Genomic DNA, 26355 nt, shown 5'->3' on the forward strand with positions numbered 1-26355 from the left:
CAGGTCGGCTACTGATCGTCGCCTTGGTGAGCCGTTACCTCACCAACTAGCTAATCAGACGCGGGCCCATCTTACACCACCTCAGTTTTTACCACTTCATCATGCGATCCTGTGGTCTTATGCGGTATTAGCAGTCATTTCTAACTGTTATCCCCCTGTGTAAGGCAGGTTGCCCACGCGTTACTCACCCGTCCGCCGCTCAGTCACCTTGCTTCCACTCCCGAAGGCGTTTCCATAAGGTGCTTCGCTCGACTTGCATGTGTTAAGCACGCCGCCAGCGTTCATCCTGAGCCAGGATCAAACTCTCGTGTAAAAGACCCTCTTTTAATCAGAGGCTCTATCTCCTCCCATCTTTCGATGGGCTTCGTTCTGTTCAATTCCGTTTCAGATAAACGTTAGCTTATCTTCCCGTTATTACTGTTGTTTTAGGTTGACAGTTCCATGTAGAACATGGTCCTGTCCGTTCTGAATTTTTCTCTTAAGAAATTTTCAGGGTTGTTGTCTATTGTTCAGTTATCAAGGTACTTTGCCGCTCGCTCGTGCGAATCAGCTTAGATATAGTATCATGAATGCTTTCCATATGTCAACCCTTTTTTATTGTTTTTGTTGGCATTTTCCTCGCATTTTTTTCATGTGTTTTCACTCTACTATTTATTGTGTTTTTTCTCCGTTTTCTCTCCATATATGGCATATGAGATTTTTCTCTCTGTCATTTTTTCAGATTTTTCCGTCCTGTTTTTCTATTACACATGCATGAAAGACAGAAAAATTTTCCCGGCAAGGACTTTCTCCTGCGGCAAGGCGCTCCTTCCTTTCCAATTGATTTTGCAAATTTAACTATACGTCATCTCCACTTTTTTATCCTCTTTCTCATTTCACGGTGAAGCAGGGATGTTTTACCTCTATATGGAAACATGTTTGCGCATAGAACGCATAGAAAAAGAGAGGAATCCGTTATCTCAGGAACCTCTCTCTTTTGGAAACGGAGAAAGAGGGATTTGAACCCTCGCGCCGGTTACCCGACCTACACCCTTAGCAGGGGCGCCTCTTCAGCCTCTTGAGTATTTCTCCAACACAGGCAATTATACTAAAAACTATCTGTAATGTCAATAGAAGATACTGATCAATAAACCAATCACGATCCAAACCAGTAAAACTCCTGCAATGATCCGTCTTTTCTCCCAGCCTTTTGTTTTCTGCGCATCTTCCCGGGGCTGTTCTTCCTGTTTTTGCAGGAAGAGCAGATCCTCTACGACAGCCTTGGCCTTTGTCTCGTCCTCTTCCCTCACAAACACATCACAGCCAAACACCGAAAACCCTTCTACGATCCGCATATATTCCCCTACATCTGCATCCATCGTATAGCATTCGATTCCCTCTTTTTTCAATTCGGACAAGACTCTCTCTGCCTCTATCCGATCCTGTGCATTATAAATTTTTATCGTTTTCATGTATCCTCTCCTTGTTTCCGGGAATCCCTCTGTTTCTCATAACTCTTTGCGTTTCCTATAGGGCTCCTCATTTCTCATAAATCCTTGTGGCTTTTATACTTCTCTTTTATAGTTGTCATGACTTACATCCTACAAGGATCTTGGATTTCTGCCTTCGGTATTCTTTCCCGTCCTGTCACTTCCTACTATACTAAAGCTTCTTTTCCTTTCCTATCGTTTCAGGATGGAAAATTCTCTGTCACTGGAAAACTGTTTTTCAATTCCTTCTGAGATATACAGCTTTCCGTCATCTGTCAGCAGGATCACGTCAAATTCATCCCTGTGCTCTCTCCAGTAAGCTTCCGCCTTTTCTTTTCCCATGATAAACAAAGAGGTGGACAAGCCATCTGCCTGGGTGCCGTCATCGCTTATGATCGTTACAGAGGCAAGTCCCGAATCTGCCGGCTTTCCCGTAGACGGGTCAAGGATATGGTGGTATCGGATTCCGTTTTCCTCAAAATATCTTTCATACCCTCCGGAGGTGATTACCGCTTTTTCCTGAATGAGAAGCACACCCAGGTAGTGTCCGTCCTTTTCCGGGCTTTGTATGGCGATCTTCCAAGGTTCTCCGTCCGGTTTTTTCCCCATCGTCTGAACATTTCCCCCCAGGTTTACCATGCCCCCTGTCAGACCTTCTTTTCTGTAGATTTCCATGATCTTAGAAGAGGTATATCCCTTTGCGATTCCTCCCAGATCGATTTTCATGCCTTCCTGCCCAAAGGTAAGTTCCTTTTTTTCTTCGGAATAGGAAAGCTTTCCGGCATCTACCAGCGGAAGCAGCCGATCCAACTCCTCCTGAGAGGGCACTCGGTATTCTTTTTTTCCAAATCCCCACGCTTCTGCCACTGGATAAATAGAAATGTCGAAAATTCCTCCGGTGTCCTTGTACAGCTCCAGAGACTTTTTTATCAGTTGATCGGTATCCTGGGATAAAATACCCGTCCCACTTTCGTTTAATTTTGAAATTTCACTGTCCGCTTTTCCTGTGGATAGCAGCTCATCCAGCTTTTGGATTTCTTTTTCTCCCTTGCTCACTGCTTCTTCCGCATTATCCCCATATGCTTTTAGTGTCATGTAGGTGTCCATGGCAAACAGTTCTTTTTCCGCCTGCCCTGCTTCTTTTTTATCTGTAAAGCTCTCACATCCCATCAGTCCGATCGTTCCCAGGATACAGAGAACGGATATCCATTTTTTCCTCATAGATTTCACCTTTTTTGAGAGTTATTTTCATAATATAAGGTGATTATATCTCTTGCCGGACTGCAGAACAATCCTTTTTGTAAAATATCTGCTGTTTTTTATGGATTCGCAAAGGATCTTCGACCATCGTATCCACCGTTTTTCCTGTCACTATGTCACATATCGGCACACATACATTTAGCTGCCGCATCAGCCTTTCATGACACGACAGCTTGGTATCTTTCCTGTCTTCTTCTTACTTTATCAATCCACTTTCTCTAAGTAAGATTTCAATATCGGTTCCTTTCACAGCTGCAAGCACTTTTTTGAACAGCAGTTTTTCTTTGAATGACATCGGAAGTTCGTTCAGAGTTTTCTTGTCAATTGCATAATACGCAGCGCGAAGCAATTCTCTTACATCATATTTAGACCCCCACACCTCCGGCACACCTCTATCCACAGGAAGAAGTGTGTATACAGCTTCCATGCCGGTCCGAATAGAGTACTCTGTTGTGAAAATAGTGTCTCTGGGCGTTTCTGCAAACTGGCCAATGAATGCAAAGTTTACGGCTCCCTCAGGGACTACCAGAGGCCTGTCCTCTTTCTTTCTGGGTTGGAAGAATGCATTGATATATGGCATAAAGCAGGTCGTTGTATTACACCGATTCTTTGCCCAATCATCAATCTTATCTGTTGGTACTCCTATGTGATACAGCCATTCACGGCATACTTCTTCCCCGGTGCAGTTGCGCATAGCCTTCTTTACATAATTTCCTTCTTTCCTGGTAGAAAGAGAATATACCCAGATGAGAATCGTATTCTTATCCTGTGTCTTGAACTGGGGCTGGCGGTTGATCGTCCATGAAAGATACCAGTTGTCTACGCTGTCTTTTACTGTAACAATCCCGCCGGTTGTAACTTTTCCTTCTCTTGGATCTCTCTTGCACACACCAATAATCTTCTGAATAATTTCTTCGTCAGCGGTTTCAACCGTTGCACTCATCCAGTTTGTCGCCTCAACATCACCACAGAAATTCTTCGGATTCCCATACTCCCCGTTCTTGGCCTGTGCAGCTATATTTTTCCACAAATCCCATGACTCGCCTTCTCCATTCCTGATATTTTCGAGATCCGGCGCCGTATTCTGATCCCCGTAGCAAGAGGTATCTGTACAGCAGCCGTTGGTTATGAATACTAGGTCGTCCTCCACAAGATCGATCGTACCTGTCGCTCTCTCTTTCTCATATACAATCCGGGTTGCAATTTTCTTCCCATTTTCATCCTTTATAATAACATTTTTTACATCTATTCCAAATTCTACAGTTACACCATGACTTTTGAGATATTCTATCAAAGGTAAAATCATGCTCTCATACTGATTGTATTTTGTGAATCGAAGAGCTGTAAAATCAGGCAGTCCATCAATATGGTGACAGTATCTGCACAAATATCTCTTCATCTCAAGAGCAGAGGACCATCTCTGGAAGGCAAACATGGTCTGCCAGTAAAGCCAGAAATTTGTATCCCAGAAGGAGTCCGGAAGAACTTCACTGATCTTCTTGCCCTCCAGATCCTTTTCCGGCGTCATAAATAATTTGGAAAGTGCCAGTGCGGATTTCTTATCCAGAGAAAATTTTTTATCCGTATGCGCATCCTGCCCACACTTTTCCGATGCTCTGCAAAGAGAATAGTTTGGATCATGCTTGTTCAGCCAGTAATACTCGTCAAGTACAGAAATGCCGGGCGTCTCTATGGATGGAACATCACGGAACATATCCCACATACATTCAAAGTGGTTATCCATCTCCCTGCCGCCTCTCATGTAAAAGCCCTTACGAACATCCTTGCTTCCATCACAGCTGCCGCCTGCAAGATCCAGCTTTTCAAGAAGATGTATTCTCTCTCCTTTTACCTGCCCATCTCTAACCAGGTAAAATGCGGCGGAAAGTCCTGCAAGTCCTGTTCCGATGATATACGCTGATTTTCTGTCAGCTCCCTCCGGTTTCTCCGGTTTTGCAAATGCCTCATAAGTTCCTGCTGAATAGTACATAAAAACACTCTCCTTTTCTTTTTCCGGAGCCTAAACTCTTTATTTAGGTCGCTAGTAGATTCTACGCACTCAGTATATTGACAAAAAATCAGAATTAAAATGAACAAAACCCGAGAACTGTCACAAAGAACGACAGTTTCTCCCTATTGAACAAAGATACGACAAAACACTCTGTTTGTCGTATTCCAGACCATATTTTCAAACACTCTATTTTTTGTTTATTTTAGCATTATTGAGCGCATGGAAAAAGGTTCCCTGAATTAGAGAATTCAACCTCTCTATGATCCGTTTTGGATCCTCCTTCATCCCGCCATCGATCCATTCCAGTACAAGACCCACAAACCCATACTTGTAAAAGTTTGCAATAAAGACCTTGTCCTCTTCTCTGATGACCATTCCTTCCGCCTTTTCTTCCAGTACGTTATAAAGAAGCTGGTAAGTAACCCTATACAAGTAGCGATATAAATAATCCTTTGGGACATTGCGGTAAATATTTATGATGAAAGCCTTGTCTTTCTTTATCATGTCGAAAATGGACAGGAATCCCTCCTGCCATGTGTCGTACGTTCGGTTTTCCTTTAAGGCCTGCTCTGCATCCTCCTCGCAGATCCATTCGGTGAGTTCTAAAATATCATGAAAGTGATAATAAAATGTCTGGCGATTTATCTCACATTTTTCGGCAATATCATTCACTGCTATTTTGTCCAACGGTTTTTCTAATAACAATTCTTTAAAAGCAAATGCAATCGCAAGCTTTGTAGTTGTTTTACTCATAGTCTCTTTCTCCTTTTCCCGTTTTGCACCAAATTTGTTTCGGCAAACCGCACCGCACACTCTGGCATACCGCCTACAGCAAGATACCGTCGCTAAAACTGCATTGCCGAATCGTGCAATGCGGACGGCATCGGGTTTTCACAAACGAATCTATCAAATCATTTATCTTCTCCGACTTATCTGTCTTGGAATGAAAGAAAAAATGCAGTAATAATTGAAATCAATTATTACTGCAAAAATGACCGTTCCCTGCGAGAATCGAACTCACAACTAGTGCTTAGGAGAAGCCCCCGAGGGGCATTTTTGACTCCCTGCAAATCCCCGAAAATCCTTGATTTTACTGGCTTTTCCGGGGTTTCACTGTCAATAAATTCTCGTCTAAAACCTGCTAATTTTTCGTGGTTTTTTGCCTTCCTTTTAGCAGGGTATTAGCAAATGCAAAGAAATATGGGAAACATCATTGAGTTAATCTGTAGCCCATAAATCACAGGAAACGCATTCAAAGTTTACGCATTCTCTTATGCAAATCAATAATCTGTGTTCAAATATTATAATGGTTTTTCGTCTTGATTTCAAGGTTTTTCAGGTATTACAAAAGGCAACCCTGACGGATTGCCTTTTTTATATGATTAAATTGTTTTCGCTAAAGCCTTTAATAATGCTGCTGTATCCGGATTTGATAATAGTTTTGCGAGCAAGGCAGCGTTTTCGTCTGCACTGTTTTCAGCAGGCTTTTCTTCTTCAACTTCGCTCCCTTTTTGAACCTCTGCCATTGGGTCAAGGAGTTCAACCGAAGTTTCAAACTTGGGCATTGGAGCAGTTTTACCTTCTTCCGCATTTTTGAGACCTTTAGCGTTGTAGAACTGTTCCTCAAACTTCTGTGCGTTGTATCGCCTGTCCTCGTCGATTATATGGCTGTAAACATCGGCAACCATATCCATTCGGGCGTGTCCCGAGTCGCCTTGAACCGATTTCATATCGCCGCCGTTCCATTTCAGCTTGTAGGTTATACTTGCGTGACGGAAGCTGTGAAACACCACATCGGGTAAGTCGTTGTCCTGTATCAGCTTTTTTAAAGCACGGTTGATTACCTGACCTTCCATCGGTCTGCCTGACGAATGGCAGAATACCAAGTCATAATCCAAATACTCATCACCGAAAAGCTCTTTCATTTCGTCAATCTGCTTTTTTCTCTCCAACAGCATTTGAGCTACGGTTGACGGCAAGAAGATTTTTCTCACACTTGTTTTAGTCTTTGGCGTTTTCAAAACAAGGGAGGTATTTGTATTTGATAAGGTTCTCGGAAAGACACGGATAATGTCCTTGTTATCAAGCACCTCCATTACATCTCTGTTTACACGCTGAAGCTCCTTATCTACATAAATGGAAGCATTGTTTTCTCTCAGGCTTTCTTCCGAAATATCAATGCAGTCCCAAGTAAGACCAAGCATTTCGCCCATACGGAGAGAACAGGCAAAGGATAAATTGATAGCTAATGCAAGAATATCATCATCGCACACTTCAAGAGCGTGCATAAGCGTTTCTGCTGTCCAAATCTCTCGTTTCTGATGTTCCTCTTTTGGGAGCGTTGCATTGAGAACCGGGTTTCTTGTCATCAGCTCCCATTTTACCGCCTGATTAAAGGCACTCCTTAAAAACTTATGGATTTCTCTTACGGTATGTACTGTCAGATATTCATTCTTCGGCTTTTTATTCTGCACCGATTTGGTCTTAACTTTCAAAAGGCTCTGATAGAATTTATCCATAAGTCTCGGTGTCAGTTCATCAAGTTTTACATCGCCGATAAGTGGAATGATGTAATTATACATAAGTCCTTTCTTTGAACGGTAGGTTGACATTGCCCAGTTGTTTACTCCGTACACGGAGCAGTATTCTTCAAGCAAATCTGCCACAGTCGTTGCATTAGGAATAATGAATGTACCGCTTTGCTGCTCAAACTCAATTTGAGTTTTTCTCTTTTTAGCGTCTGTGTTTGTATCAAAGGTTTCCCATTTTTGATGTTGGTTTCCGTCATCGTCTTTGTAGGTATAAACGACGGAATATCGGTTCTTTCTCTTTACAATAGAAGCCATAGTCGTTCCTCCTTATTCGTTATCCAGCCATTTATCAAAGCTGGTCTTTATAATGCGGTATCCGGTTTCGAGCATTACTGCCTGAAAACAACCCTGTTTTATGAGCTTATAAACGGTCTGACGGGTAATACCCAAGATTGCCTGAACTTCCTCTACGGAATAGCTCTTTTTTGTGTATGTACCGCCGTTTAATTCACGAACTCTTTCTTCAATCGACATATCCCTCCACCTCCTCGATTTCTTTAACCTTTGTGTATTTGCTTTGCGAAGCGTACCACTTATCAAAGCTCTCTCTTTTTATTCGGCGTTTACCGTCAACCCATATAAACTCAACAATACCGTCATTCATTAAGTCATTGGCTGTGCTTCTCGGAATACCGAGTACCTTTGCAACAGTAAGAGGAGAGAGCGTTTTGCCGTATTTCTTGCCGGGTCTTTCGCCGTTCACTTTCTCATAATGGAATTGTCCCGCATACCAATCTTCAAAGCTGTCCACATCAACCCTCATTTTGCCCAGTACCAAATAGGTCTTAAATCGGCACTGATTGATGAGTCGGTATGTAGCCGTCTTTCCAAGACCGAGTATTCTCATTACGTCGGGTACAGACATTGTCTTTTTGTCCTGATATGTAAGAACTGCCTTGACGATTTTCTTATTTTCTTCAACGCTTTTCTTTGAAGCTCTGTATTCGTTGCCGACTCGGTATGTTTTGAATAAGCCGCAATTCATCAGTTTCAGTGCTTCTTCTTCGGAAATGGAAAACAACCGAGATATTTCCTTGACAGAATAGGCTTGCCACTGTGCTTCTTCCTGAAGCTTTTCATCGCTGAACAATTCTGCCAAGCGTTCATTTTCCTCTCTGAGATTGAACTGCTCTACTCGGTCGTTGAACATATTAACAAATGCCATCTTCAGAACCTCCTTCCTCGCCATTGAGCCAATTTTCAAAGCTCTTTTTAGATATTCGATACTGACCTCCGACACGAACGCTATGGAATTTCTTGCTTTTAAGCAGCTCATAGACGGTAGTTCTGCTCACTTTCAAGATGTACTGTATATCATCTACCGTGTATGCTCGTATGCCAGGTTCAGTCTGCCTGAATGTATTAGGAAGTCGAGTATCGCTCTTTTCAATTTTCTTTCGCATTACCGTTTACCTCCGATTTCTTATTTGCCACTCTGACTACCATATAGCCAAGTGACTTGGCTATATGGTACTGAAAATCGGATTTTTTGTTAATTATGCGATTGGTTTAATCGCATACTTGACAACCGGAGCTTTCGCTGTCCATATTATCAAGCCATCGGTCAAAGCTCTTCTTGGAAATTCTGTAATGGCCGCCGACCTTTACAAAATGGAAAACGCCTGAGTTGACGAGAGCATAAGCAGTGTTCTTTCCAATGCTGAGAATATCCATTATTTCTTCTACCGTATAAACTCTTTTCTCAAAGCCGGAACTATCATCAACAGCGTTGGGTAGTTTGTTCATTGCTTCAATCTTATCTTCAAACATTGTCAACACCTCCCTTAGCGTGATGATGGTGCTTTTTGAAAATCATATAGTCATAGCCGTATCCGACCTGACATTTATCGCACACCTCTTTATCTGCCTGAAAAGGGTCAAGTCTTTTAACAATGTTTTCAGGGATAGACTGAAACTCGCTTCTGCAACGAGGGCAAAGACTTAGTACAATGCCTTTACGCTCTGTCTTGGGTTTAACGGGAATACCGACTGCAAATTTCAATCCTCGCTTGATTTCGCTGATTTTATCTGCGTCGGTAATTCTTCCGACAAAATTATCAAGCTCTGTGGCTTTATCCACGGTGCGTAGCTGCTCAAGCATTACCATCGACGGCTCTTTTAAGCCACAATCCGTGTTTAGCTCAATATGAGTATTCATTGCCGTTTTCTTTTTAACAGCCGTTATAGCGGCTACAACGACCGTAGGACTGCTTTCATTTAAGCGATTTGTCTGAACCACAAGAACCGGTCTCATTCCCGATTGCACACTGCCGTTTGTAACCCCCAAGTCGCAGTAATAAATATCGCCCCATCTGACATTCTTAAATTCTTTTTCTTTCATATGTAAATCCTCGCTTTCGATTATTCTGAGGTAATTCATATCCGGATTAGAATTAACCCCTTCACTTGTTTGAAATGGGAGAGCGTTTCTGGGGGGTGTTTTAGAAAAATTTCCTCAACTTTTTTATTGCACTGTTTACCGATTCTCTTACAGAAGTAAAATCGACTCCTTCTTCATCTGCGATTTTTTCAAGTGTTTTGTTGTAGAAGAAATACTTAAAAACTCTGCGTTTCTGTGTTTCGCTTAAGTAACACAAAACCTCCCGAAGTCGCTTAATATTGTCTTGCAGCATTATTTCTTCGATTGGGTCTGTATCGACTGCCAGTTCCGGATGATGCACTTCAAATTCTCCGTCATTGATGTCAAATGCGTGTCCGAAAAGAAGCCTTCTCATTCTCTCTCTTGCTTCGTAGTTCTGATACTCCGTTATCACTTCTCCCTGAGCCATAGAAAGAAGAATGAACGGAGTGTACCGACGGATAACATCAGGGTATTTAACCCACAATTCTTCTTCCGCCAGTTCTGTTACAATCGCCCATTTCTCCGTGCCTGTGTACCCGTGGTATTCATACCGCAGATTGATGAGCTTGCAGTCATTCGCAAATAAAAATTCCTGTTGTTCTAATGTAAGTTTTGTCATTGTCGTAATCTCCTTAAATTTGAATTTTTGAATTTGGTTGGAATCAAAAATTCGGAGATTACGGATACTTGGCGATATATGCCAGCCACTTATATGTCACGGTCTTGCTCCTTTCGGGAGCGACAAAAAAGCCGGACACCAAGAACATTAGGATATTTCTATCCCTTAATTCTCAGCGTCCGGCAATTTGATGACTCAAGAGCTTTCGCTCAAGGACTCGTGGCTCGGTACATCTGTCCGATATTTAATTGTTCGCTCTGTTACTACTTCTTGTTAATCTGTATTTGACCGTTCCTTTGCGGAGGGACAAGTCAACCTCTACTACTCTGTGGCAGTTCGGACATTTCAGTTCAATAACGCCTGTTGTCATTGTTACCTTGTCAAAAATACGCCAGCCACAGTTTTTGCACCTTACGATTATCTTTTGTTCCAACGATTTCATAGCTCGCTCACCTCCGGATAAACCGTAACCAAATCAAAAGGATTATCAAGATACTCCTTTTTCAAAAGTCCGAGCTGTTTCATTCGTATGGCAAGAGCCTTTTTGGAACACCCTAAAAAATCCGCAAGTGCGTCAAACCTTTTATATACGCCCGGAAAGTATATCTTGTTCAGACACTCAATCTTTTCTCCAAGACTGAACAGATACATTCCTTGTTTTATGAGGTTTTCGGGAAGAAGGATAGCTGCTCCAAGCGTATTTGCCTGCCATTCCTCCCAATCGGATATTGGCTTATTCCTCTCGGAATTTGCCTTGTAATAATGTACTCCGGCAGATTTCTGTGTTACACCGTAATCATTCGGGAACAACATCTTAAATATCTGATGGCTGCCCTCGTGCATTAAGGTGAAATTCTTTCTGCCTTTCAGCTTGCTGTCAAAGTTCAAGTCCTTTTCCACAAGAACGGTTTTCCCGTCCAAAAAGAAAAAGGCTTCGTTATCATCATCTTCAAATACCTGAACACCCATTTCCGTAAATGAGGTCATTCCGAGAATACTACCGTCATAGGATAGGTGCTGGTATTCGACATTCAATCCGAGAACCTTCTCCAAGAGAAGCTCCGGGTCAATTCTGTATATTTGTGTGTTACGGACATCGGGAAGTGCCATATATGCCTGAACATACTTGACGGCTATCGCTTCGATGTCAAATCTCGATAAATGTTTCAAGTTACAAAACCTCCTACCATTAGGATTTTGCTTCTACAAACCACTTTCCGTTTTCTTCGTCGAACAGAAATGTGGGCTTGCCGCAAATCTGTACCGTGTAGCGGATACCGGTTCCTCCGACTTTGGTGGAAGCCGCACGGCATTTCTGAATTACACGGTCTATCTCATATTTTTCATCATTCTCAAACTTGATGAAATTCGGACGAGCCGTCCCATCAGGTCTGTGTGTTACATTTACTTCAACATAAACTTTTCTTCTATCGGATTCCATTTTTATACCTCGTAATTTCTCAAAGTCAAAACTAATCTTCCCAAGTGCTTGTATCCGTCGATGTTCTTATCCGACACCCTGTACTTGGGTCGGTCATCTCCGGCAGTATTGATGTAACAGGAAAGCCTTCCTTTCTTAAAGCGTTTTTTTCGGTCAAAGAACAGGAACATTCCTTCATATATACCGTAGTCGGTAAAATGGTTTCCGCCGTCCGCACGGAAGATAACAATATCTTCGCTACACCCCTGCAAAAAGCAGTCGGGCATCGTAACATAAGCCGTAACCTCTTTTTCGTCAATCACATTAAGCCCTCCTTAACCGACCATACCTGTCGGCATAGTGATTTCAGCTTTTTTCGGTGGTAGCCGCAGGTTCTGACAGAGAACCCCATTCCTTATGCTGTCCTTTCCGAAACGCCGTCTGATTTCTTCAACACACTTTTCCATTCGCTCCAATTTGTCCTGCTTTGCGGCGTCCATAAACATATCTATTTGACGGGGCGTGTCTTGTGGAATAAGATTTATGGCTTGTACTGTAACAGAACGGATAGGGTTGTTCCACCCATATCTTTTTTCAAATAACTGAAAAGCGGTCTTTGCAATAATCATCGGAGATTGTGTAGGAAGTGCAATCTTCGTCTGCCATTGCCTTGTATTGAGTGTGTTGTCTCTAATATGTATTGCGACACCTTCTGCACTCAGTCCGTGAACACGGAGCTTGTGTCCAATGTCTTGGGTCAATTCGAGAAACACGGGCCACACCTGCTCCGGTTTCTCTAAGTCTGCTACTGTTGTTATACCGTGTCCTACGCTTTTTATAGGGGAAACGAAGTCTTTCTTGGCAACAAGGGAAAGGTCGTTGCCGTTGGCATAGTTCCATAAAACTACTCCGTTCTTTCCTAATCTTCTGCGTAAGAACTCAGGGTCGGTATTCGCTAAATCCCCGATGGTACGAATACAATAGCTGTCAAGCACTCGCTGGGTTGCCCGTCCTACACCGAGCAGGTCAGCGGCAGGAAGTCCCCAAATCTTTTCTCTGAATGTGTCCTTTGGTATCACGGTTACTGCGTCCGGTTTCTTCATATCCGAGCCGAGCTTCGCAAATATCTTATTAAAGGAAACACCCACAGAAATCGTCAAGCCGAGTTCAAACTTCATAGTCTCACGAATTTCATTTGCCACCTTTTCCGGCGAACCGAAAAGGCTTTCTGTCCCGCTAATATCCAGCCAACACTCGTCCATACCATACGGTTCAACTTGGTCGGTATATCGCTCATAAACGCTTCTCGCAAGCTTTGAGTATTTGATATACTCCTCATAATGGGGCGGCACTACAACCAAGTCCTTGCACTTCTGTTTAGCCTGCCATACTGCGTCCCCGGTTTTCACATCAAAAGCCTTTGCTTTGTAGTTCTTTGCAAGCACGATACCGTGTCGTTCCTCCACAGAGCCGCAGACAGCAATCGGATATTTCTTCAATGCGGGGTCGAGCATACATTCGACGCTGGCATAGAAGTTATTCATATCACAATGAAGTATGCTTCGTAACATTTTTAGAACCCCCTTGACATTTTGGGTAGTTTGGTGTACACTATGTGTAGTTCAACTTCCCACTTCATATTATATACACTTCAACTGTACTTGTCAAGAGCAAATGGGTAGTTCAACTGTAAATATTCTTTTAAGGAGTGAAATCACAATGACATTCGGTGAAAAAGTCAAGGCTGAGAGAACAAAACTTGGTATGAGTCAAGATGAGTTGGCAGCTAAAATCGGCGTAACCCGACGCATAATTGGTTCTTATGAAAATGATAAATCCCGTCCGAGAGGAATGGAAAGATATAAGAAACTGGCAGAATCCTTAAATGTAAATGTGAATTATCTGCTGTCTGAGGATGACGCTTTCATCGCTGATGTAGAGGATAAATACGGACGCAGAGGGGCAAGACAGGCTCAGGAGTTGCTTGCAGAAGTTACCGGTCTGTTTGCCGGCGGCGAAATGGCTGACGAGGATATGCGTGAAATGGTTGACGCTATTCAGGAAGCATATCTTATTGCAAAGAAGAACAATAAAAAATACACCCCGAAGAAATACCGCAAAGACGAGTAATCCTCAAAGTGAACTAAGTCCAATATATGGGACACATAATAGTTTATAATTTATTATAGGGTTAATATCCGATATACTATAATATGGGAGGTGAGCCGGATTGGGGTATTACACTACGGCTGAGATTGTGAAAATCGTAAACAAGCTCATTGACCGTTGCGGTACTCGTGACCCGTACAAGGTCGCAAAAGAGCTTGGTATCAATGTTATCTACCGGAATTTTGACAAGCAGCGTGGAGCATACAAGGTTATTCTGAAGAACCGCTTTGTTTTTCTTAAAAACGGTATGCACCCGGTCGTGGAGCAGATAGTGCTATGGCACGAAATCGGGCACGATGTTCTACACAGGCAAGAAGCGGTTGCTGTCGGCGGGTTCAAAGAGTTCAACATCTTTGATATGAGAGAGAACCGTATGGAGTATGAAGCAAATATCTTCGCTTCTCAGGCTTCGCTCCCGGACGACACCATTTTGGAATACATTGAAAACGGCTATGACATTCAGCAGATTGCACGGGCAATGTGTTCCGACATAAACCTAATTGCTCTGAAAGTAGATACGCTGATTGCACAGGGCTATCAACTTCGCAAACAGGAACACCAAAACGATTTTCTTAAATACAGTAAAAAAATATAGGACCGTCAAGTCTCGTTTGAGTCTGACGGTCTTTTCGTTATTTATTACATTTTTCTTTATAATCTTCGCCCCAACTCCACATAGCGTCGAGAATAGGTTTCAAACTTTGTCCCAATTCTGTCAGGGAATATTCTACTCTTGGCGGTACTTCGGCATATACCTTTCGGTTTACGAGTCCGTTTTCTTCCATATCACGAAGCTGAGCAGTCAGAACCTTTTGGGAAACGCTGCCGATTGATTTTTTCAGCTCTCCAAAACGCTTTGTCCCCGGCAGTAATGCTCATGTACGGTAAAGAAGCAAGCAACCGAAAACAATAGATAGACCGCCAGCACTACACTATTCCGAACCAAAGACCAAAAGATAAGCATTTTGAGAAAATCTAAACTTTTGGATTTTCCTACAATGCCGACTACGGCGGAATCCCTCCCACTCCTTATATATTTCTTTCTGTATACATTGAATTTGTATTTAGTAAAATGCAGACAACACCACGGATCGGCTTTTGGCTGGACAATTCCAACCAAACACCGCAGCAGACAGTAGAAACCATTCTGAACGTTAGGAAGCCGGTATGATTGTTACATATAAGGGGAAGAAAAATTTCTTTTAGATACTTGTTTTCCTAAAACTGATGTGATATAATAATTCAATTCCAGAAAAGGAGTAAAAAATATGCGGCAAGGTATTCTTAAATAAAACTATAATCAAATAGTGGGAACAAAGGATTATGATAGTCCCTTTTGTAGGGGCTTAGTTTTTTGTACCCAATTTAAGAATACTTTTGCCTTATCAATTTTGACATATCCCCAAAAACAGCACTCACAAACAGGTGTATGCTGTATATGTGTATGTCCGCAAATTATCATCCCCAGTGGTAAAAGTATTTTACTGCTGGGGATTTTTATGCCCTTCGGGGCAGTAAAGGGAGGACAATCACATGAAAATAATCAATATTGGAATTCTTGCCCATGTAGACGCTGGAAAGACGACCTTGACGGAGAGCCTGCTATATGCCAGCGGAGCCATTTCAGAACCGGGGAGCGTCGAAAAAGGGACAACGAGGACGGACACCATGTTTTTGGAGCGGCAGCGTGGGATTACCATTCAAGCGGCAGTCACTTCCTTCCAGTGGCACAGATGTAAAGTCAACATTGTGGATACGCCCGGCCACATGGATTTTTTGGCGGAGGTGTACCGCTCTTTGGCTGTTTTAGATGGGGCCATCTTGGTGATCTCCGCTAAAGATGGCGTGCAGGCCCAGACCCGTATTCTGTTCCATGCCCTGCGGAAAATGAACATTCCCACCGTTATCTTTATCAACAAGATCGACCAGGCTGGCGTTGATTTGCAGAGCGTGGTTCAGTCTGTTCGGGATAAGCTCTCCGCCGATATTATCATCAAGCAGACGGTGTCGCTGTCCCCGGAAATAGTCCTGGAGGAAAATACCGACATAGAAGCATGGGATGCGGTCATCGAAAATAACGATAAATTATTGGAAAAGTATATCGCAGGAGAACCAATCAGCCGGGAAAAACTTGTGCGGGAGGAACAGCGGCGGGTTCAAGACGCCTCCCTGTTCCCGGTCTATTATGGCAGCGCCAAAAAGGGCCTTGGCATTCAACCGTTGATGGATGCGGTGACAGGGCTGTTCCAACCGATTGGGGAACAGGGGAGCGCCGCCCTATGCGGCAGCGTTTTCAAGGTGGAGTATACAGATTGCGGCCAGCGGCGTGTCTATCTACGGCTATACAGCGGAACGCTGCGCCTGCGGGATACGGTGGCCCTGGCCGGGAGAGAAAAGCTGAAAATCACAGAGATGCGTATTCCATCCAAAGGGGAAATTGTTCGGACAGACACCGCTTATCCGGGTGAAATTGTTATCCTTCCCAGCGACAGCGTGGGATTAAACGACGTATTGGGGGATGACACCCGGCTTCCTCGTGAAAGGTGGCGTGATGCCCCCCTCCCCATGCTGCGGACGACGATTGCGCCGAAAACGGCAGCGCAAAGAGAACGGCTGCTGGACGCTCTTACTCAAATTGCGGATACTGACCCGCTTTTGCGCTACGAGGTGGATTCCATCACCCACGAGATCATTCTTTCTTTTTTAGGCCGGGTGCAGTTGGAGGTTGTTTCCGCTTTGCTGGCGGAAAAGTACAAGATTGAAACAGCGGTGAAGGAACCTACCGTCATTTATTTAGAGCGGCCGCTCAAAGTGGCCAGCCACACCATCCATATCGAGGTGCCGCCCAACCCGTTTTGGGCATCCATCGGGCTGTCTGTTACGCCGCTCCCGCTTGGCTCTGGTGTACAATACGAGAGCCGGGTTTCCCTGGGATACTTGAACCAGAGTTTTCAAAACGCTGTCATGGATGGTATCCGTTACGGCCTGGAGCAAGGCTTGTGTGGCTGGAACGTAACGGACTGTAAGATTTGCTTTGAATACGGGCTTTATTATAGCCCGGTCAGCACGCCGGCGGACTTTCGCTCATTGGCCCCGATTGTATTGGAACAGGCATTGAAGGAATCAGGGACGCAGTTGCTGGAACCTTATCTCTCCTTCACCCTCTATGCGCCCCAGGAATACCTTTCCAGGGCTTATCACGATGCGCCGAAATACTGTGCCACCATCGAAACGGCCCAGGTAAAAAAGGATGAAGTTGTCTTTACGGGCGAGATTCCCGTCCGCTGCATACAGGCATACCGTACTGATCTGGCCTTTTACACCAACGGGCGGAGCGTATGCTTGACGGAACTGAAAGGGTATCAGGCCGCTGTCGGCGAGCCGGTCATCCAGCCCCGCCGTCCAAACAGCCGCCTGGATAAGGTGCGCCATATGTTCAGTAAGATCACTTGATACACCACAGCGAGGAAGGTTATTGTATTTCCCTGTCTTTCGTGGTAAAATGTAGTTGTAAACCACCAGAGAAACCAATCTAATTTTACCGTTGATAGCCATTTTCTTGATAGCCAAATGATAGCAAAAGTTCGGCAAGCCCATAGGATAAGGATAATAGGTATCAGGAAAAATCAAATGGTATCAAATCCCCCAAACAAAAGCGTTTAGAATTAAGTTTCATTTTGCGATTTTGAATAATGTACTTGATGGCTACTCAAACGAGCAGCCATCTTTTTTTAATATGCCGGAATACCGTATCCGTAGATAACTGAGCTACCAACCGTGTATGTTTTGGTTCTGCAAGTGTCGCCTGAGTTGCCCTCAACGGTATAGACTGTACCGTTCTCGCATTTCTGAACGATACCGGTGTGGTCTGTCACACCGTCGCCCTCCCAGTCAAAGAAGATGATTGTACCGGGCGAAGGTTCATACGAACCGTCTGCCCATTGTCCTCGGTCTCTGAACCATTGTACGCCGTTTACGCAACCGGCATACTTCGGAATAATACCGGCGTCGATATATCCGCACTCGTTGGCACACCAAGAAACGAAGCAGGCACACCACTCTACACGGGAGTCAAATCCGTACCAAGACCAGTAAGGCTGACCGCCTACATTACCTACCTGAGACAGAGCAACCGTTACGATTTGGTCGTCGCTGTATCCGATACCGTAAAGCACCTGAGACCATAGTTGATTGTTTTCGTCCTGCAACAGCTCGGCAAGATAATCTTTCTGCTCTTGATTAAAGCCGTACATAGCCGCCATTTCATCAACGGTCTTGTGAGATACCGTGATATACAGGAATGTTTCGGTTACTGTGGTTTCAGTCTGTACGATATTGCCGTGTCCGTCGTCGCTTTCCTCGATTTCGGTATGGTTTTTTGATTCCGTTCGGGAAGAAATATCGTTCATTTTCCAAAAAATATCCGACAGTAGCTGCTTCTTGGTTTCATCAACCGTAGCAACCTCCATCGGATTGTCGGGGTCGGTATTCACTTTAACAGAATAGACCGCAAGAACCTCTTTCCACACAGCTCGGCTTCCGCTCATTTCAAGCACATCATAGCTTACGGAATTCTTTTCCTGTTCTAACCGGTCATCATATTCCTGATTGATTTCCTGAACGACTGTCTGCATAGACATTCCCGTGCCGGAATCCTCTCCCGAAAAGAAGATACCAAACACAGAACCCGCAATCAGAGCGACAAGGCACAGAACAATAATAACCACCACCGCAACCCAGCCGCCGGCAGCGATAGCGGCAATAAGACCTTTTACCGCCGCTATAATTGCTTTTACTGCGGCAACGGTGGCTTTGGCTGCGGCTTTAATCGTAGCGGCTGTTGCTTTGGCTGTGGCTTTTGCCGCCTGTGCTGCTTTCTGCGAAGCCTTAACCGTCGCCTGAGCTGTTTTCTGCGCCGCTTTCGCCGCTTGCTGGCTTGTCTTTATCGCTGTCTTTGCAGTCTGTTCAGCCGTCTTAACCGATTTCTGTGCGGTTTTCGTTGCTTCTTTCCCGGCAAACTTAATGGTTTTCTTTCCGGAGGAAGCAGCCGACTGCTTAATGGTCTTTTCCGCCTTATCGACAGTCTTAATTGCCGAGCTTGTATTCTGCGAAGCCTGTTTTCTCAAAGACTTCTCGGCTCGTTGTTGCTTGAAACGCTGAATACCGTCCTTTGCGGTGCGGATATTCTCTTTTGTGGTTTCAAGTCCTTTTCGTCCAGCCTTATCGAACGCATAAGCACCATCGTGAACCACCTCGTCAATACCGCTTTCCAGCTTATCGGAAGCATATTCCTCGGCAGAACTGCTGTTGGCATTTACCGACCGTTCCGCCTTTTCTTTTGTTGCGATATACGCCTGCTTCATTCGTTGGGTTGCAACGGCAGCCTTATCTATGGTTCGTATCGTACCTTTTGCATTGTCTTTCGTTTTAATATCAGCCATACAATCCCTCCTTCCTATGCAGGCTGAACCACCTGTTGTGTTATTCGTTAATGAGCTTCGCCACTACAACGAGTCTGCCGTTTGTCCTGGAATACTCACAGGTGGAAAGAGTTAAGAGCTTGTCGCCGTATTCAGCGGTTACGTCGGTATCGTAAAGCGACAGTTCCTTGCACTTCTCAACATAGGCTGTGAAATCCTCGGCAGTCTCCGCATTGACGAACTGATAATATTTGAAGCTTTCAGGACTGTCCGTATAAACCACGGTTTTGAACACGGCAATTACTTCATAGGTCTGTCGGTCGGTCAGCGTATCAAAGGATATTGTTTTGTGCTTTTCCCAAAAGCTCTTGTCCTTGAATTTCATAAGACCGGCGAACATAGAGCCGTCGTTCATATGATGACCGTAGATGATGATATTGTCGCTTGGCAGCTCCATATCGCAGTTTTCCTGAACATAAGGACAGCCGTAGTCGGTGTATGCCTTATCAAAGCCGTGCTTCAGATAGAAGTTCGGGTTGTCCTTTGACTGCATAACGGGATAATTGATTTTTGTGTCCTCAACCTTAATCCAGCCGACCATATCGTTGTTTTGCAGATAAAGCTCCTGATACTCCGGGATAAAGGTCTTTTCTTCGGAGTAGTTCATCGGCTCTTTTGTTTCTTCAGGCTCGGTCTCCACTACCCCAATCAGATTGTCGTACATTTCCGCCTGCTTTGCAGAGTCGTAATAGTGCTTGATGAGAAAACCTGAACTGACGGCAAATACAATGCTGAAAGCACAGATTATGGCAATATAGATTTTGTTTTTCATAGGTGTTTCCTTTCTCATTTACAGAATAGGGCAAGGGTTATACACCCTCGCCCGGTTTGGTTGTCATCAGCTTATACAGCTTCGTATTCTTCGGGAACTTATTTGCAAACGGCACAAGCGAACTGCCGACCTTAATCAGTCCGTGTCCTGCGTCAACATTCGTGATATATGAAAGCTGGAGGTCGGAAATGTTAAGCAGCTTGGCAAGCTCAATTCTGTCGGTTGACGCCTGATTGAGCATAATCAAAAACTCGCTGTTTGCAAGCATAGTTCTTGCCGTATGGCTCTGCAAAAGGTCGTCCACATTCTGCGTAATGCCGGTGGCATAAGCACCGTACTTTCTCACACGCTTCCAAAGGGTAAACAGGAAGTTTGCGGAGTATTCGTGCTGGAACAGGAGGTAGATTTCATCAATGAAGATGAAAGTCTGCTTACCCTTAGCACGGTTCTGTGTGATTCGGTTCAGAATAGAGTCAAGGACGACAAGCATACCGATAGGCATAAGCTGCTTGCCGAGGTCAAGAATGTCATAACAGATAAGTCGGTTATCCGTATCAACATTGGTCGGCTTTGCAAAAGTATTCAAAGAACCGTGTGTAAACAGCTCGATAGCAAGGGCGATTTCCTTTGCTTCCGGCTCGTCCTGTTTCAAAAGTTCCGCACGGAAGTCCTGCAAAGTAGGAACAGTACCGGTATATCCTCTCTGCTGATAGTCTCGGTAAACGCTCGCCGTACAACGGTCGATGATAGATTTCTGCTTTGCTCCGAGGTTTGTGCCGCCGATAAGCTGTTCGCAAAGGGACATAATGAACTCGGATTTCAGGATAACCGGATTTGCTCCGTCGCCGTATTCCTTGTTCATATCCATTGCATTGATATGGCTCGGAGAAGTAGCGGAAATATTGATGATTTCGCCGCCGAGAGCCTTTACAAGCTGCGAATACTCTCGCTCTGGGTCGATGATAATAACATCTGCGTTGGAGGAAAGAATGATATTTTCAATCTCTCCCTTAGCCGCAAAGGATTTACCGCCGCCGGATACACCGAGGATAAAAGAGTTACCGTTGAGTAGCTGTCTGCGGTCGGCGATAATCATATTTTTGCTGATGACATTCTGACCGTAGTAAATGCCGTTTTCGTGGTAAATGTCCTGAACTCTGAACGGGATAAATACCGCAAGGCTTTCTGTGGTAAGGGTTCTGAATGCGTCAATCTTGCGTGTTCCAAAGGGCATAGCCGTATTCAGTCCGTCCATCTGCTGATACTTGAGAACGGCAAACTGGCACAAATGCTTTCTTGCCGTAGTAAGCAGAGCTTCGGTGTCGTTATCAAGCTGTTCTTTGGAGTCCGCAGTATGAACCATAGTGAGTACAGCGAACATCATTCGCTGATCACGAGTGGTAAGGTCATCAAGGAACTCCTTCATTTCCTTTTTCTGCTGTTCCATATCATACGGAACGGTAGCGGAAAAGTTATTGTTCTGATTCTGCTTTCTCTGCCAGTTGGTTATATTCGTCTCAACCCCAAGCAGTCTGCTCTCTGCTTCTCGCACCGCTTCATCGGTAGGAACAGGTACGATGTCAATGGACATCATCAGGTTGCGGTTCAGGTCGGTAAGCTCAGCTACCATACTGTCCTTGATATAGGAAGCGTACTCACGAAGAAAAAGGACTCTCCCGTAACGGTTTCCCATTTTGAAGTAGGCCTTTTCAAATTCCATTGTATCCGGGCAAACATAATCCTTGAAATCGTGTCCCTTTTTTCTCGTTTCCTTAATATTGAAGTGGTAGGCGGTTTCCTCACCGACACGGAAGAAATCGTGGACAATTCTCAGTCTCTCATCGGTTTCAAGCTCCACACATTTGCTTCCGAGTCTTGCAAAGTGGGCAATAAGGTCAGCGCCGACACGGGCAAAATAGGTTCTTGCGTCCTCTACGCTCTTTTTGTTGATAGAGATAGTAACATACTTATCCTGAACGATTGCATTTGCACCGGTTGCCTTGTCGAGAAGCATTTTGTTATATTCCTCTCGGTAAACATCAAGCTCATCGCCGGTTTCGGGGATAAGAATGGTTTTCTCAAAGTCAAGACGGTTAAGCCGTCTGTTGTTGATAGTCAGCTTTGTAGTAGCTCCGCTGTCAAGAGAGTTGAGAAGCTCGGAATATTCAAGGAACATCGCTTCCTTATCCTCACGGCTTGCTACGGCAAAGTTAATATCCGTGAACTTAAAGCTCTTGGAATACTTGTCCTTGCCTACACGGAAAATGCCGTCGTCATAAATTGCGGTAATGGGAATACAATCCTGTACGCCCTTTGGTACTACAAACTTTTCTTTGTCCTGCTTTAACAGGTTCGTAAGGGTTTTAATCATTGTTCTTATAAGCCTCCTTCTGTTTTTGTTCGATTGTCGGTTTCATCAATTCGTAATAGGTGTTGGTGGAATGAAAAACCAGCTTTTTCGGCATAAGGAACTCGGACTTTATCCACGCCCATATAAATTTCTCAGCCGTCATTCCGTTGTATTTCACAAAGCCGAGAGCCGCAAAAGGGGCAGCTCCCAAAATGCACACCCACGATACGGTTTCTGTTCCGAGGTACGGTTTTAGGAGGAAGTAAAGTCCTACCGCTACCGCACAGGCGAGGACAGAAAAAATGAACTGTCTGAGCGACAGTCCAAAAAACATTGACTCTGTATAATTTCGTATCTCTCGGTTAATTTTGACTTCCATCAAAAGCTCCTTTCTCTGCGATATGCTTGTTTTGCGTGACGGATTTCATCAGAGCAGACGCAGGTGTCCGCAAGGCAAATCACATTGCCGTTTTTCTTTCCTCCGTAATACACACAATATTTGCAGTCGCAGTCGGCAGGCGTATAGCCCTGCCATCTATCGTTATTATTCTTGTTTTTCTTCATCAGAGAACCTCCCGTTATAAGCCCATCATCTCACGGATAATTCGGTCGCTCATCTTAACCGCACCGACAAGCACAAGCATATTGAATACCAGTTCGCCGATATATGCCCATACCTGAGTAACGGCTGCTGCGTCAGGGTTCACTACCGGCGGCGTAGAAGCAAATAGGGAGAAGATAATACAAGCAAGTACAATTACTGCTCCCTCAAGCAAAACGGCACAGTAGCTCTTTATAAAGCTCTTACCCACATTCTGCGACGGTTCTCCGGCAAAAGTGGAAAGCGGTATCGGAGCGAGAGCTGTGTACATATACAGCTTGAAAAATCGTCCGTACACCGTCATTATCATAATGAACGACAAGACCGTGATAAACAGTCCGCCGATAAGAGTAACCGCCCACAATGGGATACTCTCAAAAAATCCGCAGCTTTCAATGGTTGTTACCATTTCAGCAGGTAAGGTTGTTTGATTGGGCGTACCGAATCCCGCAGATGTCATAATGGTTGAAATCGTACCTTGTACGATGTTGAACAGGGCAAGCATAAGCTCCAGCCCGTAGGTAATCACACCTTTGGCAATGGCAAAGCGGATAAACAGCTTTAATGCGTGTTCCGGTTTCTTTACATCGGTAAAACTTCCGCAGGTACGAACCACACCGACAACAAAAAACAAAACAAGCAAAGCAAGACCGATAGCCTGAACTGCTCCGTTGATATTCACCATTACCGACCAAATACTGCCACCTTTGAACTCCTGCGGCGAAGTGGTTAGCAACTGCCATATTTCCGATAGCTTGCTGTTCCAAGTTTCAAGGGCATTTTCGAGGTTCTGAACTACCCAGTTATCACTCATCTGTTTGCACCTCCTTTAAGATTAGGGGCATACCTGAAATGCCAGGTATGCCCCGTTTGATAACTGTGTTCTCTTAACCGGTAATAAGGGTCAGGATTTCCTTTGCAAAGGTGATGATGATACCGCCTGCAAGGGTCAGGAAACCGTTGGCTCTCTGAGACGGGTCGTGAGACTTCAAAGAGAGACCGACCTGAACGATACCGAAGCCAAGCAGGATAAGACCGATGGCACGGATAAGACCGAAGATGAAATCGGACAGATTGTTGACCACGGTAATCGGGTCGCTGGCGGCAAAAGCGGTAACGCTCATACCGCAAACAAGAGTTGCTGCTGCGATTACGGCGCAGTAAGCACGGAAGCCTTTCCGAACCTTTCCGGTCATAGGCAACTTCTGAGTAGTTTTCTTTTCGTTATTCTTCTTAAAAATGTTCATTGTGTTTTCCTCCGTTAAAATAAGTTTTTATTTACTTCAAAATCCTCGTCGGACAGAAGCTCGTAATTGGTTTCTCCGTAGCTTTCCTCCGGAAGTTCTTCCGGGTCAATAGAAAGAACGGAAATTGATGAGTGCTTGACGGTAACTTCGCCGTGCTTATAGGCAGAAGCCTTTCCATCGGTTGTAAGTGCCACATTCGGGTGCTTCAAGATGTCATACTTGAAGTCCATAACGGGGCGTTCTCCACGAATAAACAGAATTGCGTATTGGTTATCAAGCATACGAACCTCATCAGGGGTTAAAAGCTCTCGACCGCTAATCTGATAATTTGTGGAGTAGTTACCGCTTCGACCGGTACTCTTTCCGAAAGTGTTGGTATCAATGGTTTCCTTACCGAGAAGCTCGGACACATATTTGTGGGTGCTTTGCTCGTTGCCGCCGAGATACAGAAACTCGTCGCAGTTGCCCACAATACTTTCCCATTGCTTTTCAAACAAGGCTTTTAACTGAGCCAAGTTCTGCAAGATGATACTTACCGATACTCCACGGGAACGCATAACCGACAGTATCTTGTCAAAGTCATCGGGCAGGCTCACATTCGCAAATTCGTCCATCAGGAAATGCACGGGAACGGGAAGCGAGCCTCCGTGAATATGGTCGGCAGCATAAAACAACTGCTGAAAAAGCTGTGTGTAAAGGATAGATACCAAGAAGTTAAAGCTGGAATCGTTATCCGGTATCAAAGCAAACAGAGCGACCTTTTTTTCTCCGAGTGACGGGAGGTCAAGCTCGTCTGTGGTAGTTAAAGAAGCAAGACTTTCAAGGTTAAACTTTTCCAGTCTTGCCGCAAGGGTTATCTGTATGGACTTTAAGGTTTTCGCCGCACCTGAATGATAGGAACGGTAATACTTCAAAGCAATGTGGTCGGGATTTGACATCTCCAATTCCGCAAACAATTCATCAAGGGGAGAAGGTCTTGTGTCCTCCTCGTCCTCAATCGCACCGGCTCTGAGCATTTCCATTATCATTGCGAAGTTCTGTTCATCTTCGGGTGCTTCGTAATGAAGATAAAATACAAGTGCAAGCAGAAGCATTGAAGCCGAGGTATCCCAAAAGGGGTCTTGTGATTGACTTCCTTTCGGAGTGGTACTCTTAAAAAGATTCGTCACGAGCTTTTGCACATCGTTGTCATTCTGCAAATAGACAAAAGGGTTATAGCAATGGCTTTTCTCCATTGAAATCAAATCGAGAACACGGACTTCATAGCCTTTGCTTTCAAGCAGCTTTCCGGTATCTCGGAGAATTTCGCCCTTTGGGTCAAGAATGACAAACGATGTGTTGCACTGCATAAGATTCGGCTTGCAGTAAAATCTTGTCTTACCGGCTCCCGAACCGCCGCACACAAGGGTGTTTAAGTTTCTTCGGTGCTTCTTTGCATTGAGTCCGATACAGACATTTTGTGTCATCAGCTTATTTGCAGAAGCCGGAGACTGTCTGTATTTTTTGTTTACGGCTCTTGCATTGCCCCATTTCGCAGAGCCGTGTTCTTCACGCCTTCGGTAATTCTTCTGTGTTGAGAAGTAAATCCCGATACCCATTCCATAGCAGAGAAGCAAAACGAGGACAGTTTTTAGGCTGTCCTCGCATAGCTCAATATGAAATGGTTCGTTGAACGCTGTTAATAGGCTCGGCAGTATTTCCGGCAATCCTCCTTTTACAGAGGGTGCAATCAGAAGTGCCAGCCATACGACCGGGATAATACCGATGACGGAAAGAATAATCGCAGACTGCCTTTCGTTATCTCGATTCACAGGAGCGTTCCTTTTCGATAACTCTGAACTTTTTCTTTGGGGCAGTTCCGACCTTGATGATAAGGTCGTCCACCGCATCGGTAGATTTACCCTCGTTCATCAAATCTGTTTTCTCGTCATTGAGAGAACGGATAATAATGCCGTGTTCATAATCGTCCAATGCGATATGATACATTTCTTCCTTCGCCATAAT

27 protein-coding genes, 1 tRNA gene, 1 rRNA gene and 1 pseudogene (1 of these 30 only partly in view) are annotated in these 26355 nt (G+C 44.4%); 3 read left to right on the forward strand and 27 right to left on the reverse strand.

Annotated features, from left to right (window positions below; translation table 11 throughout):
• From FYJ34_RS06200 to FYJ34_RS06285, 17 genes are all read right to left on the reverse strand, one after another.
• Positions 1–313, reverse strand: a 16S ribosomal RNA gene (locus FYJ34_RS06200); it reaches 1221 nt to the left of the window's first position.
• 670 nt (positions 314–983) lie between these two features.
• Positions 984–1071 (reverse strand) — tRNA-Ser (locus FYJ34_RS06205).
• Between the two features lie 35 nt (positions 1072–1106).
• Positions 1107–1451: a putative signal transducing protein gene (locus FYJ34_RS06210; protein ID WP_154477093.1), complete on the reverse strand. Its 345-nt coding sequence runs from the start codon at positions 1449–1451 to the stop codon at positions 1107–1109.
• A gap of 210 nt (positions 1452–1661) precedes the next feature.
• Positions 1662–2690 (reverse strand): FAD:protein FMN transferase, encoded by a 1029-nt coding sequence (locus tag FYJ34_RS06215; protein ID WP_154477094.1) that lies wholly within the window; start codon positions 2688–2690, stop codon positions 1662–1664.
• 235 nt (positions 2691–2925) lie between these two features.
• Positions 2926–4719: an oleate hydratase gene (locus FYJ34_RS06220; RefSeq protein ID WP_154477096.1), complete on the reverse strand. Its 1794-nt coding sequence runs from the start codon at positions 4717–4719 to the stop codon at positions 2926–2928.
• A 207-nt stretch (positions 4720–4926) separates the two neighbouring features.
• Positions 4927–5493 carry a TetR/AcrR family transcriptional regulator gene (locus FYJ34_RS06225; protein ID WP_154477098.1) on the reverse strand — a complete coding sequence of 189 codons (567 nt, stop codon included), beginning with the start codon at positions 5491–5493 and terminating at the stop codon, positions 4927–4929.
• A gap of 629 nt (positions 5494–6122) precedes the next feature.
• On the reverse strand, positions 6123–7586 hold the full coding sequence (locus FYJ34_RS06230) for a tyrosine-type recombinase/integrase (protein WP_154477100.1): 1464 nt from the start codon (positions 7584–7586) through the stop codon (positions 6123–6125).
• Between the two features lie 12 nt (positions 7587–7598).
• Positions 7599–7805 (reverse strand): helix-turn-helix domain-containing protein, encoded by a 207-nt coding sequence (locus FYJ34_RS06235; protein ID WP_154477102.1) that lies wholly within the window; start codon positions 7803–7805, stop codon positions 7599–7601.
• Positions 7795–8496 (reverse strand): helix-turn-helix domain-containing protein, encoded by a 702-nt coding sequence (locus FYJ34_RS06240; RefSeq protein ID WP_015573046.1) that lies wholly within the window; start codon positions 8494–8496, stop codon positions 7795–7797. Before FYJ34_RS06240 ends, FYJ34_RS06235 begins: the two co-directional genes overlap by 11 nt.
• Positions 8483–8734, reverse strand: a complete 252-nt coding sequence (locus FYJ34_RS06245; RefSeq protein WP_154477106.1) for a helix-turn-helix domain-containing protein — start codon at positions 8732–8734, stop codon at positions 8483–8485. The genes FYJ34_RS06240 and FYJ34_RS06245 overlap by 14 nt, the downstream gene beginning before the upstream one ends.
• Before the next feature lie 106 nt (positions 8735–8840).
• Complete coding sequence (locus FYJ34_RS06250) at positions 8841–9101, reverse strand: helix-turn-helix domain-containing protein (protein ID WP_154477108.1); 261 nt, start codon at positions 9099–9101, stop codon at positions 8841–8843.
• Positions 9094–9672, reverse strand: coding sequence for a type II toxin-antitoxin system PemK/MazF family toxin (locus FYJ34_RS06255; protein ID WP_173017066.1), 579 nt, complete (start codon positions 9670–9672; stop codon positions 9094–9096). The genes FYJ34_RS06250 and FYJ34_RS06255 overlap by 8 nt, the downstream gene beginning before the upstream one ends.
• Positions 9673–9772: 100 nt before the next feature.
• Positions 9773–10312 (reverse strand): sigma-70 RNA polymerase sigma factor region 4 domain-containing protein, encoded by a 540-nt coding sequence (locus FYJ34_RS06260; protein WP_154477109.1) that lies wholly within the window; start codon positions 10310–10312, stop codon positions 9773–9775.
• Positions 10313–10750: 438 nt separating this feature from the next.
• Entirely contained in the window at positions 10751–11482 is a 732-nt protein-coding gene (locus FYJ34_RS06270; protein ID WP_024532702.1) for an ImmA/IrrE family metallo-endopeptidase, read from the reverse strand.
• Positions 11483–11501: 19 nt separating this feature from the next.
• A complete protein-coding gene (locus tag FYJ34_RS06275; protein WP_014635881.1) occupies positions 11502–11753 on the reverse strand; it encodes a hypothetical protein in 252 nt (83 codons plus the stop codon).
• Positions 11754–11755: 2 nt separating this feature from the next.
• The gene (locus FYJ34_RS06280) at positions 11756–12055 is read right to left on the reverse strand and encodes a hypothetical protein (RefSeq protein ID WP_024532701.1); all 300 of its coding nucleotides are present in this window, start codon (positions 12053–12055) and stop codon (positions 11756–11758) included.
• Positions 12056–12067: 12 nt separating this feature from the next.
• A complete protein-coding gene (locus tag FYJ34_RS06285; RefSeq protein ID WP_024532700.1) occupies positions 12068–13303 on the reverse strand; it encodes a DNA polymerase Y family protein in 1236 nt (411 codons plus the stop codon).
• A 148-nt stretch (positions 13304–13451) separates the two neighbouring features.
• Here FYJ34_RS06285 and FYJ34_RS06290 point away from each other — a divergent pair, with 148 nt between their 5' ends.
• Entirely contained in the window at positions 13452–13862 is a 411-nt protein-coding gene (locus tag FYJ34_RS06290; RefSeq protein ID WP_003525181.1) for a helix-turn-helix domain-containing protein, read from the forward strand.
• A gap of 100 nt (positions 13863–13962) precedes the next feature.
• Entirely contained in the window at positions 13963–14496 is a 534-nt protein-coding gene (locus tag FYJ34_RS06295) for an ImmA/IrrE family metallo-endopeptidase (RefSeq protein WP_154477110.1), read from the forward strand.
• Between the two features lie 37 nt (positions 14497–14533).
• Here the strand turns inward: FYJ34_RS06295 and FYJ34_RS15145 are convergent.
• Positions 14534–14773: pseudogene (locus FYJ34_RS15145) on the reverse strand (winged helix-turn-helix transcriptional regulator); the annotation flags it as partial.
• 661 nt (positions 14774–15434) lie between these two features.
• On the opposite strand from FYJ34_RS15145, the gene tet(W) reads away from it, so the two are divergent.
• Positions 15435–17354 (forward strand): tetracycline resistance ribosomal protection protein Tet(W), encoded by a 1920-nt coding sequence (gene tet(W), locus FYJ34_RS06310; protein WP_154477111.1) that lies wholly within the window; start codon positions 15435–15437, stop codon positions 17352–17354.
• Between the two features lie 278 nt (positions 17355–17632).
• Here tet(W) and FYJ34_RS06315 read toward each other — a convergent pair whose 3' ends face one another.
• From FYJ34_RS06315 to FYJ34_RS06355, 9 genes are all read right to left on the reverse strand, one after another.
• A complete protein-coding gene (locus FYJ34_RS06315; RefSeq protein ID WP_080908662.1) occupies positions 17633–19342 on the reverse strand; it encodes a CHAP domain-containing protein in 1710 nt (569 codons plus the stop codon).
• 40 nt (positions 19343–19382) lie between these two features.
• A complete protein-coding gene (gene srtB, locus FYJ34_RS06320; RefSeq protein ID WP_080908663.1) occupies positions 19383–20153 on the reverse strand; it encodes a class B sortase in 771 nt (256 codons plus the stop codon).
• 37 nt (positions 20154–20190) lie between these two features.
• On the reverse strand, positions 20191–22524 hold the full coding sequence (locus tag FYJ34_RS06325; protein ID WP_154477112.1) for a VirB4-like conjugal transfer ATPase, CD1110 family: 2334 nt from the start codon (positions 22522–22524) through the stop codon (positions 20191–20193).
• Positions 22517–22882, reverse strand: a complete 366-nt coding sequence (locus FYJ34_RS06330; protein ID WP_015573062.1) for a PrgI family protein — start codon at positions 22880–22882, stop codon at positions 22517–22519. The genes FYJ34_RS06325 and FYJ34_RS06330 overlap by 8 nt, the downstream gene beginning before the upstream one ends.
• Positions 22882–23067, reverse strand: a complete 186-nt coding sequence (locus FYJ34_RS06335) for a hypothetical protein (protein ID WP_015573063.1) — start codon at positions 23065–23067, stop codon at positions 22882–22884. Before FYJ34_RS06335 ends, FYJ34_RS06330 begins: the two co-directional genes overlap by 1 nt.
• Before the next feature lie 14 nt (positions 23068–23081).
• Complete coding sequence (locus tag FYJ34_RS06340; RefSeq protein ID WP_080908666.1) at positions 23082–23918, reverse strand: VirB6/TrbL-like conjugal transfer protein, CD1112 family; 837 nt, start codon at positions 23916–23918, stop codon at positions 23082–23084.
• A 73-nt stretch (positions 23919–23991) separates the two neighbouring features.
• Positions 23992–24351: a glutamyl-tRNA amidotransferase gene (locus tag FYJ34_RS06345; protein WP_080908667.1), complete on the reverse strand. Its 360-nt coding sequence runs from the start codon at positions 24349–24351 to the stop codon at positions 23992–23994.
• Between the two features lie 14 nt (positions 24352–24365).
• Positions 24366–26162, reverse strand: coding sequence for a VirD4-like conjugal transfer protein, CD1115 family (locus FYJ34_RS06350; RefSeq protein WP_330582540.1), 1797 nt, complete (start codon positions 26160–26162; stop codon positions 24366–24368).
• Entirely contained in the window at positions 26149–26352 is a 204-nt protein-coding gene (locus FYJ34_RS06355; RefSeq protein WP_003525217.1) for a hypothetical protein, read from the reverse strand. The genes FYJ34_RS06350 and FYJ34_RS06355 overlap by 14 nt, the downstream gene beginning before the upstream one ends.
• Positions 26353–26355: the final 3 nt, after the last annotated feature.

The sequence above is a fragment of the Suipraeoptans intestinalis genome, assembly GCF_009696485.1.
Classification (GTDB): Bacteria; Bacillota; Clostridia; order Lachnospirales; family Lachnospiraceae; genus Suipraeoptans; species Suipraeoptans intestinalis.